The sequence below is a fragment of the Paracraurococcus ruber genome (genome assembly GCF_004353985.1).
GTDB classification, from domain to species: domain Bacteria; phylum Pseudomonadota; class Alphaproteobacteria; order Acetobacterales; family Acetobacteraceae; genus Paracraurococcus; species Paracraurococcus ruber.
In genome coordinates this window covers 1-17,411 of the sequence record NZ_SMOA01000105.1, presented here as the reverse complement: position 1 = coordinate 17,411, position 17,411 = coordinate 1, and the positions used below count along the sequence as shown (strand labels likewise).

The following is a 17,411-nucleotide window of genomic DNA, read 5'->3' as shown; positions in this document are numbered from 1 at the left end:
GTCGCGGCCGGCCACCAAAAATCCAGGAAGTCGCCGATCAACGCGCCGGCTGATCACCGATGCCCAGCCAGTGGGGAATTTTGCCGGCCCACTTCTGGGGAGTTTCCGCGGACCGTTGACATCCGGAGCAGGGCTTCCGGGCGTGCCTCGGCATCCTCGGCCTGGTGCGCGGCTACGGCGCTGCCCGGGTGGAGGCCGCCTGCCAGCGCGGCCTCGACATCGGCGCCCGCAGCTACGCCTCGATCGCATCCATCCTGCGCAACGGCCTCGACCGGGCCTACGCGCCGGAGCCGGTACCGGACGCGCCGCCCATCCGGCACCCGAACATCCGCGGCGGCGGCTACTACCATTGAGGAGGGAGCATGCTCACCCATCCCACCAGCGAACGCCTGCGCAGCCTCGGCCTGGTCGCCATGGCGCAGGCGCTCGAGGAGCAGAGACGCCAGCCGGACCTGGACGGCCTCGGCTTCGAGGAGCGCCTGGCCCTGCTGGTCGAGCGCGAGGCGACCGGGCGCGAGGACCGGCGCCTGCAGGCCCGGCTGAAATTCGCCGGCCTGCGCCAGTCCGCCTGCGTCGAGGACATCGACTGGCGCGCTGCCCGCGGTCTCGACCGTGCCCTGTTCCAGCGCCTCGCCGCCGGCGAGTGGATCGACCGGCACGAGGGCGTGCTGCTGACCGGCCCGACCGGCGTCGGCAAGACCTGGCTGGCCTGCGCGCTCGGCCACAAGGCCTGCCGCGACGGCCGCAGCGTGCTGTACCACCGCCTGCCGCGGCTGCTCGAAGCGCTCGGCCTGGCCCGCGGCGATGGCCGCTACGCCCGCATGCTGAAGACGCTGGCGCGCGTGCAGGTCCTGATCCTCGACGACTGGGGCCTGACCCCGCTGACGCCGGAGCAGCGGCGGGACCTGCTGGAACTGGTCGACGATCGGCACGGCCGCACCGCCACCATCGTCACCAGCCAGCTGCCGGTGCCCAGCTGGCACGACTGGATCGCCGATCCGACCGTCGGCGATGCCATCCTCGACCGCCTCGTCCACAATGCCCACCGCATCGAGCTCAACGGAGAGTCCCTCCGCCGACGGGCCACCCGGCGCACCAGCACGGTTGACGCCGACCAGGGGGCCTGAGCGACAATCAACCCGCCCGCAGACCGCTACTCCTCCCCCGGCTGGCATCAATCGGATTGCCCGGCTGGTTTCCGTCGGAACAGGTGGCTGGCTTCATTCGGAATGGGCGGCTGGTTTCATCGGAATCCGCAAGCTGGAAGCGCGGCTGGGGACGCGGCTGCTGACCCGCACGACGCGCAGCGTGTCCCTGACCGATGCGGGGGAGGCCTATGCCGCCGCCTGCCGCGACATCCTCGAGCGGGTGGAGGAGGCCGAGCGCGCCGCCTCCGCCGAGTACCGGGCGCCGCGCGGCGAGCTGACCGTCACGGGTTCCACGACCTTTGGACGCCGCTACCTGACCCCGATCGCCCTGGATTTCCTGGGCGCCTATCCCGACATCGTCCTGAACCTGCGGCTGAGCGACCGCGTGCTGGACCTGCACCAGGAGCATGTCGATGTCGGGGTGCGGCTCGGGCCGCTGCCTGACAGTGCCCTCGTCGCCCGCCGGGTCGGCGAGATACGCCGGGTGATCGTAGCCAGCCCCGAATACCTGGCGCGGCGCGGCACGCCGCAGGCGCCGTCCGACCTGGCGCGGCATGACTGCCTCGAATACCTCGGGTCGCGCAGCTACTTCTGGGACACCTTCGAGGAGGGCATCGCGGAGGCACTCAGGCCGCGGCTGCGCATCGATGCGGCGGAGCCGCTGGTGGACGCCGCGATGGCCGGCGCCGGCATCGGTAGTTTCTTTTCCTTCCACGTCGCCGCCGCGGTGCGGACCGGCCAGCTGGTGCCCGTGCTGCGTGGCTTCGAGCCGCTGCCCCTGCCGGCGCACCTGGTCTATCTCGGCGGCGGGCCGCTGCCGCTGAAGGTGCGCGCCTTCCTCGACTTCACGGCGCCGCGCCTCAAGGCGGCGCTGGAGGCCGACCTGGTCTGAACCCTGCCGCGCTCAGCCGAAGGTCGCACTGAACAGCGACAGCCCCGGCCCTTCGACCTCGAGTTCCAGCAGGTGCTCGCCATAGGTGTCGCCGTCGAGCAGTGTGTACAGCGTCGGGCGCCCAACCTCGACGGTGTTCGGCGCGCTGCCATCCACGCGCACGCGCAACGCCGTTGGCTGCGCCGCGCCCGCCACCAGGTGCAGCTTGGCGGCCGAGAAGCGCAGTCGCAGCGCACCGGCTAAGGAGCGCAGCACCAGCCCCTCCTCCCGTGCCCAGGTGCCGTCCAGCTGGTACTGGTCACGCCGCGGGCGGGATGCGAGGAAGGTGTAGGCCGCCTCGCCCCGCCGCGGCGACTGTGCCCGGTCCTGCGGCGTCGGGTGAATGGCGCCGAAATAGATCTCGGGCGACTGCACACCGGAGAGGTCCGGGTCGTCGCCACGATGCGCCGCGGCGCCGGGCAGGCCGAGCAGGGCGCGGATCGCTGCTTCCAGCTCGCGCGCATGGCCCTCGCCTTCCCGCAACAGGACGATGCGGCCGTCGCGGTCCAGCAGGTAGAAGGCGGGCCAGGCGCGGTTGCCCCAGGCGCGCCAGGTCTGGAAGCCGTTGTCCTGCCCGACCGGATAGCGAATGCCAAATTCGCGCACCGCAGCCTCGACGTTCGGGCGCCTGCGCTCGAAGCTGAACTCCGGCGTGTGGATGCCCAGCACCTGCAGTCCTGCCGCGCTGTACTCCGCCTGCCACCGGTTGAGATAGGGCACGGTGCGGCGACAGTTGATGCAGGAATAGGTCCAGAAATCCACCAGCACCACCTTGCCGCGCAGCCCGGCCAGCGTCGGCGCCGCCTCGGCGTTCAACCAGCCGTCGAGCCCGACGAAGTCTGGCGCGGCCGTCCCGGCGGCCTGGCCCCGGCGGGGTGCAGCCAGCCCGGCCGCGATGCTGCTGCCGAGCAGCCCCGCGAGCAGGCTCCGGCGGTTCGCAGCGCTGCTGTCGGTCATGCGGACCTCCCTTGGCCCGCCCCGAGCGGGGCGGGCAGTGGTTCAGACGAGGTTGATGGCGACGTCGACATTGCCGCGTGTCGCCTTGGAGTAGGGGCAGATCTGGTGCGCCGCATCCAACACAGCCCAGGCGATGTCGCGCGGCAGGTCGGGCAGGCTGACGTTCAGCCGGGCGCGCAGGAAGTACTCGCCATCGGCGATGTTCAGGTCCACCTCCGTGTCGATGATCGGCTCGGCGGGAATGGTCACGTGCAGCTTGCGGGCAGCGACGGCGACTGCGCCCTCGAAGCAGGCCGACCAGGCGGCGGCGAAGAGCTGTTCGGGGTTCGTGCCGGCGCCGCGGGTGCCGGGCATGGACAGCCTCACCTCCAACCGGCCGTCGTCGCTGCGGGACGCGCCGTCGCGGCCCCCTGTGGTGCGGGTCCGCGCGGTGTACAGCAGCCTTTCCTGGGCACTCATGCTCGGCTTCTCCTGCTCGCCAGGCCAGGGTCGGCCCGGTGGTCGGACACTGTGGCGGCGCGCCGTGGCGCGGTATCTGCCGTGATTGGAGAGCCGCCTTCCGGAAAGTGGAAAGCGGCGCGGCGCAGGCCTCAGCCCAGGCGGGCAAGCCGGTGCACCAGGCGACGGGTGCGCTCCCCGAAGAGCTTCGGCGTGAAGAAGCTGCCGGCGGCGCGCTTGCTGGCCTCGCCCAGCGTCGGGTAGGGCGCGATCATGCCGGCCAGGGCCTTAATGTTCAGCCCCTGGCCGATCGCCAGGACCCAGACCTGGATGAGTTCGCCGGCCCCTGCACCCAGGATGGAGGCGCCGAGGATCCGGCCCGACCGCGTGGTCACCGCCTTGACCAAGCCGAAGGTCTCCCGCTCCGCCTGGGCGCGGTCGTTTTCCTGGAACGGCCAGCGCAGGACCACCACATCCTCGACATGCGCCGTTCGCGCCGCGGCCTCGGTCAGGCCGACCTGGGCCAGCTCCGGCTCGGTGTAGGTCACCCAGGGCATGGCGCGATAATCCACCCTGGCCGGGAGCAGGAACAGCGCGTTCCGGATGACGATGCCGGCGTGGTAGCCGGCGACATGGGTGAATTGCGGCCCGCCGGCGACATCGCCGATGGCGAAGACCCGGCGGTTGGAGGTGCGCAGCCGCGCGTCCACCGTGATGCCGCGGGGGCCATGGGCGATGCCGGCCGCTTCCAGGCCGAGGCCCACCAGGTTCGGGCGCCGCCCGGCGGCAACCAGCAGGTGAGAGCCGGCAACGCGCTCCTCGCCGTGCTCCGTGTCCAGCACCGCCGCGAGCTCGCCATCCACCCCAAGCTCGACCCGGGCGAGCCTCGCCCCCTCACGGATAGCGATGCCATCCGTCTCCAGGCGCTGCCGCAGCAGGGCCACCAGTTCCGGGTCGTCCTTCGGCAGGATGCGCGCGGCCTCGAGGACCGTAACCTCGGCACCCAGGGCGCGGTGGGCCTGCGCCATCTCGATGCCGATCGGGCCGCCGCCGATGACGAGCAGGTGGCGGGGCAGCTCGGGGTTCTCGAAGAGCGTCTCGTTCGTCAGGAAGGGCACCTGGTCGAGGCCGGGGACGGGCGGCACCGCCGCGCTCGACCCGGTGGCGACGACGAAGCGGCGGGCGCGGATGCGCGTACCGCCCACCGCGACCTCGCGCGGCCCGGTGAAGCGGGCGCTGCCCTTCACCACGCGGACGCCGAGGCCCTCGAAACGCTCGACGGAGTCGTTCGGTGCGATCGCTGCGATGACCTCCTGCACATGCCGCTGGACCGCCGGGAAGTCCACGCCCGGCGGCGCGTAGGTCACGCCGAACGGTGCCGCGTCGCGCCGGCGCCGGGCCGCCTTGCCGGCGGCGAGCAGCGCCTTGGACGGGACGCAGCCGGTGTTGAGGCAGTCGCCGCCCATCCGGCCGCGCTCGACCAGCACGGTAGAGGCGCCGAGCTGCGCGGAACCGGCGGCCACCGAGAGGCCGGCCGAGCCGGCACCGATGACGCAGATATCCACGTCGAAGACCATGTTGCTCATGGGATTACTTCCCACTCTGCGGCGACCGGCGACGGAGCCGCTTCAGAACCACAGGGATCAGCGCCAGCAAGGCAAGACCGGCGATGGGAATGAAGACACGCGGTTGCAGGATGGCGGTGCCATCCGGCCTCCCGCCGCTCTCCAGGATGGCGCCGAGCCCGGTGCCGACACTGGCGAAGACGAAGGCGCCGGGGATGATGCCGAGGAAGGTCCCGGCCACGAAGGTGGAGAGCCGCACCCCAAGGAAGGCCGGCGCCAGGTTCACCAGCCAGAACGGGAAGAGCGGCACGAGCCGCAGCACCAGCATGTAGCTCAGCGCGTCCTCGCGGAACCCGGCTTCCAGCCTTTGCAGGAAGGGGCCGGCGCGGGCGCGCAGTGCGTCGCCGATCACGGTTCGGGCCGCGAGGAAGACAATGGTTGCACCCAGTGCCGCCCCCACCAGGATGCACAGCCCGCCCCACCAGGTTCCGAACAGGAAGCCGGCCAGGGTGGACAGCAACAGCCCGGTCGGCAGGGAGAGCGCCGTGCAGGCCGCATAGGCCAGGATGAACAGGAGGGGCGCGGCGAGGCCGAGTGCCGCGACCTCCGTCGCCAGCCACTCACGGTGACGGGCGAGTGCGGAGAAGCTCAGCAGATCGAGAGTACCCGTGAGCTTCAGGAGGGCCGCGACCGCGGCGCCGGCGGCAAGCACCGCGAGCAGGCGAGGCGCGAGCGGGCGTGCCGGCGGCGGCAGCGGGGTGGTGAGGCTGGTCATGGCGGGGGTCTTTCTCCGGCGCGGCAGCGGTTGCCCGCCGCCGCGCGATGTCTGCGGTCAACCTTGCTGCGGCACGGCCCGCGGGGGGATGCGCCCGGTCAGCGTCGCGCCGGCGCGATACAGGATCGCGACGCCAAGGCCGAAGATCAGGTGGAATCCGATCTCGATCGGCACCATGCCGGCGTGGAAGCCGCCGCCGACGCCTGCGCCTTTGAAGGGCAGCGCGACGAACCAGTGCCCAAGCAGCGGCAGCACGCCGAAGGCGATGCCGCCCAGCCAGCGGCCGAGTCGCGCCGTGAGCCACGGCTCAAGCACGACGTAGAGCAGCGCCCAAAGGCCGGCCCAGACCCCGAGCGATACGGTGCGGGGTACGCCGAGCGGCGGCACGGGCGCGAGGCTGAACGGCAGCGAGGGCAGGATGTGGGCGGCGTAGAGCGTGCTACCGAAGGCGCCCTGGAAGACCAGGTGCGAGAGGAAGCCCGCGCCGAAGCCAAGGGCCAGGCGCGTGGTGAGCGTGGACATCGAGGGATCCTCCTGAGGCTATTGCGGCGACGGTCGCTGTGACGGGGCACCGCCGCCGGTCACGAAACTAGGCCGCCGCACCGTCGCCGCTTATCCCGTAAGTTCGGAACTCGCCTTTCCGCCTGACGGAAAGCTGCCGCTCGGATTGCGCAGGCCCGCGATAGGCGGCCGCAACGACGCAGCGGTGCCGGACGCGATCGACAATGCGACGGGCAGCGGCTCGCTTCCGGAACGCTGTTTCGTCAGTGTGTTGCAGGAATCAGCGGTGCGGACGCACGTAGCCCTACCCGCATTCGGGGTTATGCGATGCGGACGTACTCCGGCCGTCCAAGCTCGAGCATGCGGTTCAGCACGTCGGCGGCAATGGCCACCTCGGTCGCCTGCCGGCCGTCAGTCTGTGAACGCAGTCCATCACCGACGACGCGCTTCCAATGTGAGATGTCAGCCTCGGCCAAGGCACGATCATTGTGGGGATGTCCCGCCCGATGTTGAGAACGGCGGGCGACGCGACCGCAGATGACGTTATGCGGCCCGCGGCTGCTGAGCAATCGGCGTGTTGGCTTTGCCCTTCGCACGGTGAGCAGTGAGGGCGGCGCGGAGCGCCGGCAGATGCCGCTTCGCCTTCAGCCTGCGAAAGCCCTTGGCAGCCTCGAGCATGGCGGCGGCTGCCCAGCGCAGCGTCATGTCGGCATCGCGCCAGCGCTTCACGTTGCGGCAGACGCGCCGCACCGAGCCGAGCATGGTCTCGACGATGTTCGTGCAGGCAAGCGAGCGGCGCAGCTCGTGCGGCAGGTCGAGCCGGACCACGGTGAGGATCTCGTCCAGACCCTCCAGGATCGAGGCGGCGGCGCCGGGTGCCCGGGGCTCGAGGGTGCGCGCCAGGTTGCGCAGCAGCCGCTCGGCCTTGACCGCGTCGTCCAGCTCCCAGGCTTGCCGCAGCGCCCGGCGAACCGGCGCCTGCAGCGCCTTGGGTAGCCGTTCGGCGATGTTGCGGGCTTGTTTGGTCCCGGCATTTGGTGGTGCGGATTTGCGGAGAATCTGTGGGGCTCTGCGGCCCAGGTTCGGCAGATGAATTCGTAGGGCGTGAGCCCCTTCAGGGTCTTGAGGCGCCTCGCGTAGTTGTAGGCGTCGAGGAACAGCGCGAGATGACTGCGTAGCTCGTCGTGGCTGACGTAGTGGTAGCGCTGGACGGTGGCTTCCTCGAGCGTCCTGTTCATCCTCTCGACCTGCCCGTTCGTCCAGGGGTGGAATGGCTTCGTCAGGCGGTGCTCGATGCGGCTCTGCGCGCAGGCCAGCTCGAAGGAGTGGGCGCGGAAGATCTCGCCGCGATCGATGGCCTCGCGGATGAGCGGCGCGGCCGAGGCGCTGTTGCCCGGCGTCGTGAAGTGCAGGCCGTTGTCGGTGAGCACGGTGTGCACGCGGTAGGGCACGGCTTGCAGAAGCGCACGGAGGAAGTCGGCGGCGATGCGCGTGGTGGCGCGCTCGTGCAACTGGGCAAAGGCAAACTTCGAAGTGCGATCGATGGCCACGAAGAGGTGGAGCTTGCCCTGCTCGGTCCGGACCTCGGCGATGTCGATGTGGAAGAAGCCGATGGGATAGGCCTTGAAGCGCTTGCGCACCGGCTTGTCGCCGTCGGTCTCGGGCAAGCGGGAGATGCCATGGCGCTGGAGGCAGCGATGCAGCGTTGAGCGGGTCAGGTGCGGAAGTGTCGGCTGCAGGGCGTAGAGACAGTCATCCAGCGGCAGCAGGGTATGGCGGCGGAAGGCAACGACGATTGCCTCCTCTTCGGCTGACAAGCGGGTGGAACACGGCTCGGAGGGTCCCGTCCGGCGATCGGCGATGTCGGTCCGGGCCCGCCATTTGGCGATGGTCTTCGGATTGACGCCGTGACGCCGAGCCAGAGCCCTCAGGCTCTCTTGACTATGCTGGATCGCCCGACGGACCGCCTCAGTCGTGCGGGCGCAGCCGTGGAGAACTTGGCCCATAGCGCATCCCTCCATGCAGGGGAGAAGACTGCACCATCAAACCCTGGGACCAAACATCTAGGACCAGGTGACGCGCATCCAGGCGAAACCCGACGGACGATTCACGGAGATCACCGGGTCATGGAAGTTCAGCCTCACCCCGGTCGAGCTTCCGTCGCTCCATTTTAGCGGCGGCGTGGTCTGCCCACCCTTCCAGAAGCCGTTTCCGCCGACGGCGAGATCGGGCGCGCCCAGATGCGTCACCGGGATGGGCGCACCCGGCGTCACCCGCCAGACCAGCACGCCGCTGTCGGGCAGGCTCGCCTCGTAGCGCGAGAAACCTGAGTCCCGGCTGCGCTGCTCGACCAGGAAGTATTCCGACGCGCCGCGGTCAGGATGCCAAAGCAGCAGCGGCGAGGTTGGTTGGCTTGGTGTGGTCTCCGGGAGTGCGTCGTCGCCCGGCCGCGTCATCCGGCGCCGGCGCGGCTCGCACCAGCCGAGCGCTAGCTTGTGCCAGGCATCCAGGTGCACGATCGCCTGGTCGTTGGCGAAGAATCCGTATCCGCCCATCAGGGTGATGAGCGTGTTCCCGGCGCCGCTGTTGTACATGTCGACCGTGCCCAGCGAGTGCGACACCTCGTGGGCGACTTGGTAGAAGGGCGTCAACGGTCCGGCGAAGGCGACGCGCAGCGTGATCGTCTTCTTTAGCTGGACGGGACCGATCTGCATCTGGAACTGCACGGCGAAGTTGCCGCGGTTGGCCGGTTGCAACCCCTTGATGTTCTCGACGATCAGCACGACCAGCTCGCTGGATCCGACCACTTGGTCGCCGTCGAGGTCGGCAGCCGCGAACAGGGCGGGCTGCTGCTCCACGGCCCGGGCGATGATCTGCTGCGAGCGGGTCTCCGGCCCCTTGTCGTTGAGCACGCCCATTCGGATCGGCCCGATCACGGCGCCGGGCTCGAGCCAGAACCGGCCGAGCGAGCATTCCCGAAAATATCCGTCGAGACTCGCCGGGTTAACGGGAGACGCCGTGGTAAAGGGCGGCGACGGTTGCCCGAATGCCAGCTTCTCATAGTAATCGGGTGCATGGACCGAGCCGAAGATCGGGAAGTCGCCGGCCGCGTTGTCGTCGTACTCCGCCAGGATCACCACCAGGCGCCGTGGACCGATCGCCGGCTTGCCGTTCTGCTGCATCGCACCGTGGCCGAACTCGGCAAGGCTCGGACTCCACTGGTAGCCCAGCCAGCCGCTGCCGACCGCCTCGCCCGAGTGCTGCGCCCAGCCGGGCGTCCCGTTGCGCGGCAGGTCGCGGTACCACAGCAGCCTCCCGCCCGCGTCCACGCCGTAGATGATCCCGCCACTGCCCGATACGGCATGCGGGAAGGGGCTCCAGCCCGAGCCGATGATGTCGCCGGAGTTGGTCGCCCACCCGACCGTGCCGTTGCGTGGCACATCCCGGTACCAGAGCAGGTCGCCGTTCTGCTTGATGCCGTAGATGATGCCCTGGTCGCCACCAAGGACGATCCGGAAGTCCTGCCATCCCGAGCCGATGCGGCTGCCCGAGTTCGCCGCCCACCCGGCGGTCCCGTTGCGTGGCACATCCCGGTACCAGAGCAGGTCACCGTTCTGCTTGATGCCGTAGATGACGCCCTGGTCGCCGCCGAACACGATGCGGAAATCCTGCCAGCCGGTGCCGATCACCGCGCCGGAGTTCGGCGCCCAGGCCCAGCTGCCGTCCTGCCGGGTGTCGTGGTACCAGACCAGATCGCCGTTCTGCTTGATGGCGTAGATGATGCCGCCCGGACCGCCGAAGACGAGCCTGAAATCCTGCCAGCCGGTGCCGATGCGGCTGCCCGAGTTTGCCGCCCAGCCCGCGACGCCGTCGCGCCGCGCGTCGCGGTACCACAGCAGGTCGCCATCCTCGGTGACGTAGTAGAGCGTGCCGTTGTCGCCGCCGAGAATGGTCTGTGGCATGACCGTTCGTCCTCTCCGAGCGGCGGCGATTAGATCATGGTGCCTCTGCAGTGCGGCCATGCTGACAAAGGATTGATGCGCTTCCGCAGACACGCTCGCCGTCCGGTAGACGGTCGAATGCCGTATGGGTGGAGTTGAACGGCCTACACTCGCGCAAGACCGATTATGCTGCCTTGCCGCACTCAATCTCTGCATGCGCACAGAGATGCCCTGCATTTCTATTCTGCTGCACGCTGGCGGGCATTGTCACGTTGTTAGAGTCCGCGTTCTCTAATCGGGGCTCCCAGGTCAAGCGCCGGGTAGGAGGCTGACCACTGCCGGGGTCATGGTTCTCTCCGGGGTCGGTGTGATCCGCCCCATGATGGGGGTCAGGGGTGGGGCGCCGCGATGTTTGCGACGGCCTGATCCGGCGGGTGACGCCAGACCGGCCAACGGGCTCTGCGCGGTCGCCGCCACCCACCGTCCCGGCAGAGACAGCCTCTCCGCCGGAGCGGAGACTGGGTGGTGGCGTAGAGGTCAGGCCATCTTGGCCTGGCTCTCCCGCACTTCCCGTGTTGCGGGTCGTCGTTCCGGGTCGGAGTGAGCACATGAAGGAGGTACGTTCCTCTCCCTGAAGCCTGACCGTTGTCGAAGCGTCTTCTTCCACTCATCCCAGCAGGGCTGCTGGTTCAGCAGATCCTGCCTTCCCCTGAACTCCTCATCATCGTCGTCGCCCCGCGTGAGCCCTGGGCTGCCTGCCCAGCCTGTGGCAAGCCATCCTGGCGCGTCCACAGCCGGTACGACCGCATCCTCAACGACCTGCCCTGGCAGGGGCAGCCGGACAGCCTGCGCGTCCGGGCCCGGCGCTTCCGATGCTTGGAGCCGGAGTGCATACGCCTGACCTTCGCCGAGCGGCTGGCCGACATCGCGCCTCCTGCCGCTCGTCGGACCGGGTGGCTGGACGACCTCCAGCGCCATCTGGGCCTTGCTGCCGGCGGCGAAGTCGGCTCGCGGCTGGCGGCGCGCCTGGCCATGCCGGTCAGCGCCGACACCCTGCTCCGGATGGCGCGCCGCCCCGGCGCTGCTCTGCAGCCGAGGCCGCCGGTGCGGGTGCTGGCGGTTGACGAATGGGGCTTGGCGTCGCGGCCACCGGTACGGGACGGTGCTGGTCGACCTCGAGCGCAACCGGGTGGTCGACCTGCTGCCCGACCGCAGCGCCGAGAGCTTGGCGGCGTGGCTGAAGGCCAATCCCAGCGTGGCGGTGGTCGCCCGCGACCGGGCCGGCGTCTACGCCGACGGCATCCGGCAGGGTGCGCCCGATGCGGTAGAGGTCACCGACCGGTGGCACCTGCTGCGCAACCTCGGCGACGCCGTTCATGCCGCGGTTGAGCGCCACCATGCGACGGTGCGCCGGGTCGCCCTGGAGGTAATGCAGCAGCCTGGGGTGCCCAGCACTCCACCTGTGGCTGCGGCTGCCCATCCGGGCGCTGCACGGCGCCGAAGTGTCGCGACACGCGAGCGGCGGCAGGGTCGGTTCGACGAGGCTGCACGCCTGCACGCAGCGGGAGCCTCGCTGAGCGCGATCTCCCGCCAGCTCGGTGCCGATCGCAAGACACTGCGACATTGGCTTCGCGCCGGTGTCATGCCGTCCTGGCAGAAACCTCGGCGCGGTAGCGTGCTCGACCCCTACCGCGACCACCTGGAGCGCCGCTGGGCCGAGGGGTGCCACAACGCCGCCCGGCTGTGGCAGGAGCTGAAAGCGCTGGGCTTCGCCGGCCGCGACGCCGTCGTCCGCCGCTGGGCAACGAGCGCCGCAGGACCGGGCCGAACGGAGCGCAGGCACCCCGGACGGCTGATGGCAAGCCATGGCGGCCGCCCTCGGGCCGGCGCGTGGCACGGCTGCTGGTGGCCGAGCCCCGGACCTTGTCGCGGCCGGACCGTACCTTCGCCGTCAAGCTGCTTGAGGAGGTGCCCGAACTGGCAGCCACGGCGGCAGCCGCGAAGCGCCTCGAGGGCGTACTCCGCAAGAAGAGCGACGAGACACTGGCGGACGTCCTCGCTGCCGCGGCGAGGACGCACCTGTCCGACTTCGTCGCCGAGCTGCGGAAGGACATCACCGCTGTTGAAGCCGCCCTTTGCCTGCCCGGGACGACCAGCCCGGCCGAGGGCCAGATCTGCCGCATCAAAATGATCAAGCGCACCATGTACGGTCGAGCCGGCTTCGCACTACTCCGCGCCCGCGTCATGCACGCGGCATGACGGCGGGACCGCAGCACGGGAAGTGCGGGAAAGCCACTTCCGCACCAGCGTTGACATGTGCTCGCCATTCTCGAAGCGGCGTAGGCTGAACACGGCCCGCAACTCACGTCGTCAGCTTTGGCGCGAGATTTGACAGAACCCATGAGGGCGATCTGAGCCCTGGCGGTCAACATGTTCCCGCAAGCCTGCAACCTGTCTGCAACGGTGCAGTGTAGCCCTTATCCTCGATGCGGGGCGTGCGGGGACGCGATGGAGGCGGTTCTTCCGGAGGCGGCTGCTGTGACGTCCGCGGCGCATAGCGGACGGTGGGCTTCTCGTCAGCCTGACAGCTTCGGTTGCGCGCCTCGGCTTCAGCGCGTTCCGCCGCCCGCTGGGCCTCCCTGGCTCGTTGTCGAGCTTCCTGGATCTTGCGGCGTATCTTCTCCTCGTTCGGCGCATAATAGATGTCGGCGAGCTTGTCGGACCACCAGTCATTGACTGTCTTGTCGCTGACGCCTGCAAGCACCGGACCAGCGTTGATCAATTCACCAACCGATCGCCCAATCTGCCATCCCAGGCAGGCCGCCGGTAGGGTTGTTCCAGCACAAATCACGGTGTCCGCGGTAAGGAACGAGGCGGTCCGCGCGGCCTCCAGTCTCTTTCCTTCTCGCAGGGAGTTATCGATGGAGACAAGAGTCAAGATGTTGCCGAGAGGGCCGAGATAACGCTCCTCCATTTGCTTGAACGCGCGCGCACTGGCCAGCAGTCCACGCCCCCGCTCCGTGACCTCGGCACACTTCGCAACCGCCGCGCCGAGCCCAGCAGTGAGACTTCCCGCGTTAAGGGCGGCATTTCCCGTGCGGTTCAGGGGGGCCGGTCCGGACTGGGCACTCTCGCCGGGAAGCTCCTGGGCGCAACGGGCTTCGGGATCGCGGATCCATTGGGTCCCGCTACAGCGGTAAGCTCCCGCTGGCAGCCCAAGGACGTTGCTGCGTCCAATGCAAAGCCGGGCATTCTGGGAATGTGTCCCGAGCTGCAGCAGTATTCGATCTCCGCCGCCACGCTGGGCGTCGGGATCAGGACAGTTGGCTCGGGCCCCCGAGGTGGCAGCCACGAGCGGAAGCAGCGCGGCGGCGGTCACGAGCGGAATACGGGTCAACCTCATTGCTTTGGGCATCTGAGATCCCCGTCCCGCGTGCGCGAAGCGTTGGCGGAGGCTGCGGCTCCCCTTGCCGTCTCGATCAGGGAGTCCGCTTGCCGGTAAGCGAGGTCCGCGCAGTCGGGACGACCGTTCCGGCGAAGTTCGTCCGCGCAAGCCCGGCTCACCTCCGCGGCTGCCATCTGGACGCAATAGGCCTGCGTGGCGACGGTCGAGATGCCGGGCCCTCTCGCAAATGGCCTGCCACGCGCGTTTTCCGCGTTCGCACTCGCAATCGCTGCGTTGTTCTGGGCCTCAATTTGGGAGATGTAGCCGCTTACCCGGTTGCCGAGCGCTTGGCATCGGGGGCCGGGCGCGCATTGACCCTGTGCGCCGCCCAGTGACCCACCGGCCCGGATGCGACGCACGTCCTCGATAGCGCGCTGCATCGCCTGCCGCATCTGTGCGAACTGCCGCTCTTCGAAGGCCGTCAGGTGCTGCGCGGCCTCGTCAACCGCGCCCCTGGCCGTCTCACCTGCCCGCGATAGAGTATCGCTCGGCTTGATTGGGGGAGCCGCATGCTTCCGCCGGATCTCATCAACCTCGCTGTCGAGGTCAAACCCTTGCGCGAGGGCGTGTCTCGGAAAGCCGTCGTTCCCGAGCATGACCGTCGAGACGACCAGCGTGGCGATGGCAGATGCCCAAGGGCGCGCCCTCATGCCGAGGACCGTTGCGTTTCGTAGATCTTGCGCATCCGGGCCCTGAGCTCACCGAGAGAGCGGGCTTGCACCTCGAAGGTTTGCCCAGCCACCTCGAAGGTGAAGCGGACACTCTCTCTGTATATTCCCTCAATTCTTGAGACAAAGCTGCGGGTGATGTCGGCAAGTTCCTGGTTCGCGGCTTGCTGCTGGGCCATGGTCGTCATGCTGAGCTGAAGATTGTTCATGGTAGCCTGCATGGGGTTTACTCGGGAAAGCGCCATGTTCGACATCGCGCCCGACATGAAGGTGACCATGGACGCCATCTCGGCTCGTGACCTTGCCCGCTCGAGGTCCTGGCGAAAGCGTTCCTCCTGGCGGCGAACCTCGGCCATGGAGTTTCCCCATGTGCCGCCGACCGTGTTGCGGATGAAATCCTCGTCTTGGAGACTGAGCATCCTCCATTCTGCACGTTCGAACTGCCTGAGGAGAGACATTCGCTCCGTGTCGCCTGGCACGGCTTGTCCGGATGCAACACGCGCGGCCAATTGGGGATCGAACAACGCCACGTAGCGTCGACGATCGGCCTCGAGAGCAACGGTCGGGTCGATGCCGTTCAGGGCCGTGACCACGATCTGCTGGTAGGCCGAAAAGAGCCGTGCTTGCGCCTCCTTGACCTTGCTGGGCGTGGACAGGCTTTCCGTCCCAAGGTCGAACTGCGCAACAGGCAGGACCAGCACCTTGCCGGGTACTCCATCAAGGCCTTCGGTGAGCCTGTCTGGCGGCAGGGTCTCTCCGTCAGCGGGCACTCCCTGGGCGGAGTTCAGGTATTCGATGAAAGTGACTCCACGTCCACGGGCAGCAGGTGCCCTCGACCGCACGGCCCGGGTGTAAGGGAGAAAGGCGTCCGGGATCGCAATAGCACCCCCAGTCGCGGGTACGGCGGCTGGGGAGGTGCGGATCGTGACAAGAGGAGCGACGAGACTGCCGAAGGTCGTCGGGGTTCCCGTCCGATGGTAGGGATCCACGAAGGCGAAGACGTCGAGGTAAATGGCCGCGGGCGGGTATTCGACCGTGGAGCGCTCGTACAGGGCATCAGGCCAGCCATCCAGCGACATCGGCAGGCCGCCCGATGTGCGTGTCTGGCGGAGGTCAATCTCCGTTGGCTGAAGCCGGACGGCGCCATTCGGGAGGCGGGCACTCAGGTCCTGGTAGATATCCAGTGCCAGCTGCGCTGTCTTCGACAACGCTTCCGTGCTTGCGCCGGTCATGTCCGCCGGGCGTTGGTTGGCATTTAGGCCAGCCCACGGGACGACCACCTCAGAGTCATCTGGGCGGTAGAAGATGTTGGTGAAGCCCCTCGTCTCGTAGAGCTTTTCGAACTTCGGCTTCGCAGCGGGCGTCACCCTCGCGGGAAATCTCACAACAAGCAGGGGCGACGTTGCGTCCGGCTGCCGCTTTGGCGCGAGTTCACGGCTTCCCGAGATGGCATAGGACGATGCGGCTTGCTGTCCGCAGGCGGCGAGCGTGAGACAGCACAGTACGACTACGATGGGCCGCACGAACGGCACTGTCCTGATCGGGTTGATCATGGTGCGCCTCCCAGCAGTGACGCCGGTACCTGGACGCGCGCGGGCGCTGCTGTAGGCGGTGCGACGGAAGCAATGGCCAGTTCGAGGTCGCCTTCGCCAGGACGGTAGCCGAGTTGGGTGAGCTCGGCCGCCAGCTCACGCAGCGATAGGCTGAGGCGACCGTCTCCGTCCAAAGTGTAGGAGAGTTCCGCGACGAAGGCGGGGGTGTCAGCGACAACCAGGATCTCACGTCCTGCCGCCGGGGCGGAAAACTCGCGTACCTGCCCGCCCGCATCGGAACCCAGGACCCGCACGAACCGCATCCTCGTCTTCGTGCGCTGCTGGTTGGCGCTCTGCATGGTTTGGGTGACGGGATTCACCCCGGTCATGCCAGGCGACATCAACCAAGCCATGGGGTTGAAGACGTTGATCACGCCGAGAGCGACGGCGACAGGGCCATTTCCATCGGCTGCTCGATCAGTGACTCTCTCGACGATCTCGGCGCGCGCAGGCGGAGCGACAATCCGCTCGGCTACCTGGATTGCGAGTGTTGACGGGCCGCTTCCGGTCAAGGTCGCCGACGTAATCTCCAGGCGGTGATCAGTCGCACGATCCATGTCGGGGACGACCATCGTGCCCACGACCTGATCTACGTAGCTCGTCGAAATCCTCATGTTGGGCTTCGGCGGAGCTTGCTGTGCGAGTACTGGCCACGCGCCGAAGACACACCAAAGGCCAGCCAACGCCCCTAAACGCTCCGAAACGCCATTACAATGAAATATGCGAAACGACATTAAAGCCCCCGGCAACAATCGGAAAGCGGATCAAAGTCGGAGCCGCTTAGTTAGTCAAACAAAGGCGCCTATTTGGAACATCACGGAAGCGCTAGCGGAACCAGTAGCGAGCAGGAATAGAACTGGACTAGTTTCTTATTGTGACCTGGAGTTGCTAACTGCCACGAAATTCAGGATGATTCGGTCATAGGAAAGGCCTGCTCTGCACGTAATACGAGGGCTTGTATTCCTAGCTGACAACCCGACCTGCACTATTCATTCTTGGACGAAGGCTGCCGCGGTCGGCAGGCTCTTGGGCGTGGTCGCTGCTGCGGGCATTGTTCTCTTATGGCGGGCTCGGAGATCAAGCCCTCCTTTCTCGCCGTTGCAGCGGTGATGGGTGCACCTGTCGGGGCATGGTTCTCTCCGCGGTCGGCGTTTGCCGCCGCATGATGGTGTCGGAAGCTCCGGCCTCGTGATGTCAGGTACGCGGTCACCCGCTCCCACAGGAGTAGGGCCGCAACAATGCCCGCGCGATGGCCGGAACCCCGTCCCGACAGGGACTCCCTTCCGCCGCTGCCAGCGGATCTCGTGCTTTTTCTATGCTCTGCTCATGCAGCCTGCACCTCCCTGGCCGACCAGCGGAAATCGCTGCCGTCGCGCAGCATGCGATGCAGGATCACGGCGAGCTTGCGGGCCACGGCGACGGTGGCCTTCTTAGTGCCGATCCTCTGGGC

Annotated in this window: 13 protein-coding genes and 6 pseudogenes; 6 read left to right on the top strand and 13 right to left on the bottom strand. The window is 68.2% G+C overall.

Features of this window, described 5'->3' with window-relative positions; all coding sequences use genetic code 11:
* Nucleotides 1-119: 119 nt before the first annotated feature.
* From E2C05_RS18035 to E2C05_RS18025, 3 genes and pseudogenes are all read left to right on the top strand, one after another.
* Nucleotides 120-353 (top strand): annotated as a pseudogene (locus E2C05_RS18035) (IS21 family transposase); the annotation flags it as partial.
* Nucleotides 354-362: 9 nt separating this feature from the next.
* Entirely contained in the window at nt 363-1,127 is a 765-nt protein-coding gene (gene istB / locus E2C05_RS18030; RefSeq protein WP_133221039.1) for an IS21-like element helper ATPase IstB, read from the top strand.
* Complete coding sequence (locus E2C05_RS18025) at nt 1,012-2,040, top strand: LysR substrate-binding domain-containing protein (RefSeq protein WP_338045148.1); 1,029 nt, start codon at nt 1,012-1,014, stop codon at nt 2,038-2,040. Before istB ends, E2C05_RS18025 begins: the two co-directional genes overlap by 116 nt.
* Nucleotides 2,041-2,052: 12 nt before the next feature.
* Here E2C05_RS18025 and E2C05_RS18020 read toward each other — a convergent pair whose 3' ends face one another.
* The 9 genes and pseudogenes from E2C05_RS18020 to E2C05_RS17985 form a co-directional block, all read right to left on the bottom strand.
* The gene (locus E2C05_RS18020) at nt 2,053-3,036 is read right to left on the bottom strand and encodes a redoxin family protein (protein ID WP_133221037.1); all 984 of its coding nucleotides are present in this window, start codon (nt 3,034-3,036) and stop codon (nt 2,053-2,055) included.
* A 42-nt stretch (nt 3,037-3,078) separates the two neighbouring features.
* Entirely contained in the window at nt 3,079-3,495 is a 417-nt protein-coding gene (locus E2C05_RS18015; protein ID WP_133221036.1) for an organic hydroperoxide resistance protein, read from the bottom strand.
* 131 nt (nt 3,496-3,626) lie between these two features.
* Complete coding sequence (locus tag E2C05_RS18010; RefSeq protein WP_133221035.1) at nt 3,627-5,060, bottom strand: dihydrolipoyl dehydrogenase family protein; 1,434 nt, start codon at nt 5,058-5,060, stop codon at nt 3,627-3,629.
* A 4-nt stretch (nt 5,061-5,064) separates the two neighbouring features.
* Nucleotides 5,065-5,814 carry a TVP38/TMEM64 family protein gene (locus E2C05_RS18005; RefSeq protein ID WP_133221034.1) on the bottom strand — a complete coding sequence of 250 codons (750 nt, stop codon included), beginning with the start codon at nt 5,812-5,814 and terminating at the stop codon, nt 5,065-5,067.
* Between the two features lie 57 nt (nt 5,815-5,871).
* Nucleotides 5,872-6,336: a hypothetical protein gene (locus E2C05_RS18000; protein ID WP_133221033.1), complete on the bottom strand. Its 465-nt coding sequence runs from the start codon at nt 6,334-6,336 to the stop codon at nt 5,872-5,874.
* Between the two features lie 299 nt (nt 6,337-6,635).
* The gene (locus E2C05_RS33145) at nt 6,636-6,791 is read right to left on the bottom strand and encodes a hypothetical protein (RefSeq protein ID WP_158292212.1); all 156 of its coding nucleotides are present in this window, start codon (nt 6,789-6,791) and stop codon (nt 6,636-6,638) included.
* A gap of 67 nt (nt 6,792-6,858) precedes the next feature.
* A pseudogene (locus E2C05_RS17995) lies at nt 6,859-7,335 on the bottom strand (transposase); the annotation flags it as partial.
* Nucleotides 7,335-8,321, bottom strand: a pseudogene (locus E2C05_RS17990) (IS481 family transposase); the annotation flags it as partial. The pseudogenes E2C05_RS17990 and E2C05_RS17995, both read right to left, overlap by 1 nt.
* A gap of 57 nt (nt 8,322-8,378) precedes the next feature.
* A complete protein-coding gene (locus E2C05_RS17985; protein WP_158292211.1) occupies nt 8,379-10,277 on the bottom strand; it encodes a tachylectin-related carbohydrate-binding protein in 1,899 nt (632 codons plus the stop codon).
* A 624-nt stretch (nt 10,278-10,901) separates the two neighbouring features.
* On the opposite strand from E2C05_RS17985, the pseudogene E2C05_RS34685 reads away from it, so the two are divergent.
* The 3 genes and pseudogenes from E2C05_RS34685 to E2C05_RS34055 form a co-directional block, all read left to right on the top strand.
* Nucleotides 10,902-11,126: pseudogene (locus tag E2C05_RS34685) on the top strand (transposase family protein); the annotation flags it as partial.
* A 292-nt stretch (nt 11,127-11,418) separates the two neighbouring features.
* Nucleotides 11,419-11,610, top strand: a pseudogene (locus E2C05_RS34680) (transposase); the annotation flags it as partial.
* Nucleotides 11,611-12,146: 536 nt separating this feature from the next.
* Nucleotides 12,147-12,515, top strand: coding sequence for a transposase (locus E2C05_RS34055; RefSeq protein WP_192912482.1), 369 nt, complete (start codon nt 12,147-12,149; stop codon nt 12,513-12,515).
* 166 nt (nt 12,516-12,681) lie between these two features.
* On the opposite strand, the gene E2C05_RS34240 is transcribed toward E2C05_RS34055, so the two are convergent.
* From E2C05_RS34240 to E2C05_RS17955, 4 genes and pseudogenes are all read right to left on the bottom strand, one after another.
* Nucleotides 12,682-13,230: a hypothetical protein gene (locus E2C05_RS34240; protein WP_133221030.1), complete on the bottom strand. Its 549-nt coding sequence runs from the start codon at nt 13,228-13,230 to the stop codon at nt 12,682-12,684.
* Between the two features lie 1,117 nt (nt 13,231-14,347).
* Nucleotides 14,348-15,922 (bottom strand): hypothetical protein, encoded by a 1,575-nt coding sequence (locus E2C05_RS17965; protein WP_133221029.1) that lies wholly within the window; start codon nt 15,920-15,922, stop codon nt 14,348-14,350.
* Complete coding sequence (locus E2C05_RS17960) at nt 15,919-16,575, bottom strand: hypothetical protein (protein ID WP_133221028.1); 657 nt, start codon at nt 16,573-16,575, stop codon at nt 15,919-15,921. Before E2C05_RS17960 ends, E2C05_RS17965 begins: the two co-directional genes overlap by 4 nt.
* Before the next feature lie 710 nt (nt 16,576-17,285).
* Nucleotides 17,286-17,411, bottom strand: a pseudogene (locus E2C05_RS17955) (IS110 family transposase); the annotation flags it as partial.